This is a genomic window from Marinifilum caeruleilacunae, assembly GCF_013141825.1.
Classification (GTDB): Bacteria; Bacteroidota; Bacteroidia; order Bacteroidales; family Marinifilaceae; genus Marinifilum; species Marinifilum caeruleilacunae.
Genome location: NZ_RZNH01000082.1, coordinates 1 through 1,968 on the forward strand (window position 1 = coordinate 1; position 1,968 = coordinate 1,968).

2 protein-coding genes are annotated in these 1,968 nt (G+C 37.7%); both read right to left on the reverse strand.

Going from position 1 to position 1,968, the window contains the following annotated elements:
• Window positions 1-460: 460 nt before the first annotated feature.
• The gene (locus ELS83_RS21540) at window positions 461-709 is read right to left on the reverse strand and encodes a hypothetical protein (protein WP_171597607.1); all 249 of its coding nucleotides are present in this window, start codon (window positions 707-709) and stop codon (window positions 461-463) included.
• A 3-nt stretch (window positions 710-712) separates the two neighbouring features.
• Window positions 713-1,870: an RHS repeat-associated core domain-containing protein gene (locus tag ELS83_RS22140; protein ID WP_216616748.1), complete on the reverse strand. Its 1,158-nt coding sequence runs from the start codon at window positions 1,868-1,870 to the stop codon at window positions 713-715.
• Window positions 1,871-1,968 lie beyond the last annotated feature (98 nt).

Below are 1,968 nucleotides of genomic sequence, written 5' to 3' on the forward strand. Positions count from 1 at the left end.
GTAGTTTTTTTTCATCATAATAACTCTCTGAATACTATATAAATATAGCAAAAAAATCTCTAAAAACCTCGCTACTACTACTGTTTTTCAATAACTTACACTCTTAACTTAATGACATTGGGCGCGAGCTTGTAGCTCGTGTCCTGTGCATACAGGCAATTACAACAATTCAATATCAAGGTGCCCCTCGCTGCCGCACGTACCCAGTTTACGAGATTATTGAAACTACTCCTTTCGTGTGGCCTCTACCAAATCCGAATTACTCCTTAAAAATTCTTTTTCACACTCCCGCTAACCCAACTTACAGCTCACACTCAGCCTATACACAAGGCACTAACAGTGCTCTGCAAATGGCTTGTGTTATTTTCCTTTATTTTCTTTGAAAACAGGTACGAGTGAAACACTCGCACCAGCAGACAGTGCAAACTCGCGATAGATGGGGTTCAGTAAATTGATTATATTATCGAATATTGTTATCAAATTCAATAAATTTTTCACCAATCGAATAGTCTAATTCAAGACTATCAATAATTATTCTACTTAATAAACCTTTAATTTCAATACGATTCTCAAAAGTGTACTCATTCAGAATAGCAGTAAGCTTAACTAAGGAAATTTTATCAGATTCTTTCAATTCTTTCGTTTTAGATACTTTTGTTACAAATACCAAAAGGTTTTCTTTTTGCTTAATAAAGTCCTCTTTTTTCATTATTTATGGAATTAAATCTTTTAAATTATGAATGTACATTTGATAGCTTCCTCCAGTGTATATACCACCTTGAGGTGCTGCTCTTCCGTATATATAAGTTGTATTAGTTCTAATTTTGAATTGCTTTAAACCAGTCATATTATTCCACTTGTTAGGCAATGCTAATCCAGTTCTGTTAGTATAATTTGTGAAAGTAGGGAATAGGTATCTACCTTTTGCTTCGGCTGCTCCTCCATAAAACCTTATTCCATATGTTCTATTTCCAGCTGTTCGTAATGAAATGGTTTCAACATCAAAACTTTGTAGTATTTCTTTTCTATATACTCTTGGCACACCTTTTTTTTGTAAATAAGCTGAGGCAGCTCTTACTCCATCATAAGTGGAAGTCAAACCATTTACAGAAGCCTTCCTACTCCCACCCTTAACAGCCGCCTTAACAACTAACTTTCTACCACCATTCAAAAATGCTTTACCAATTCCCGCTCCCAATAAATAATCAATTGGGCTATCGGTCATTTCTACTCTTCCGCTAGAACGTTTGTACCACTCTTCGTATATTACATCTTCTAATGTTTTGTGTGCCGAAAACCAATCGTTCGGATCGTAAGTCCATGCGCCATTAAAAATTAAAGGATCTACAGTAACATAAGGAAACTTTCTTTTTACCAAATCTCTTTGGGAAGTAAAAGAACTCATTGCATAGGCGATTCCCCTATTTATGCTTGCTGCTTCGCCTGTTAAATCAACCTCCTGCCCATTAACATTTACAAGCGGATTAACTTGTCCACCAGAATTCATCCCTACTCCAAAACTGGCATCGGGGATTCCATTTTGCTGTGCCCATTTTGCAAACTGGTTGCCTTTGTCCCATGCCCAGTCCCAGGCATTGCCTATGGCTTTAAATATGCCCCAGGTCATCCCATCCTCATCCACCATCATCATCGGGTTATTCCCCATAGCCAAGTAAGGACTCGAAGCCTGCAGTGCCGGGTCAATGGCAAACCAACGGCCAATCTCGGCGTCGTAATAACGAGCATGGTGGTCGTACCAATTTACCCCCAAACTATCAATGAACTCTTTGCCTGTATAAAGGTAATTATATTTTGTTTTGCCCCAGATGGTCCGAGTTTGTATCGGCCGCTGGCGCGAGCTCAATGTCATTAAGTTAAGAGTGTAAGTTATTGAAAAACAGTAGTAGTAGCGAGGTTTTTAGAGATTTTTTTGCTATATTTATATAGTATTCAGAGAGTTATTATGAT

Bases quoted from the DNA above. Each gene is read 5' to 3' on its own strand.
- ELS83_RS21540 (WP_171597607.1), bottom strand. From the start codon at position 709: ATGAAAAAAGAGGACTTTATTAAGCAAAAAGAAAACCTTTTGGTATTT.
- ELS83_RS22140 (WP_216616748.1), bottom strand. From the start codon at position 1,870: ATGACATTGAGCTCGCGCCAGCGGCCGATACAAACTCGGACCATCTGG.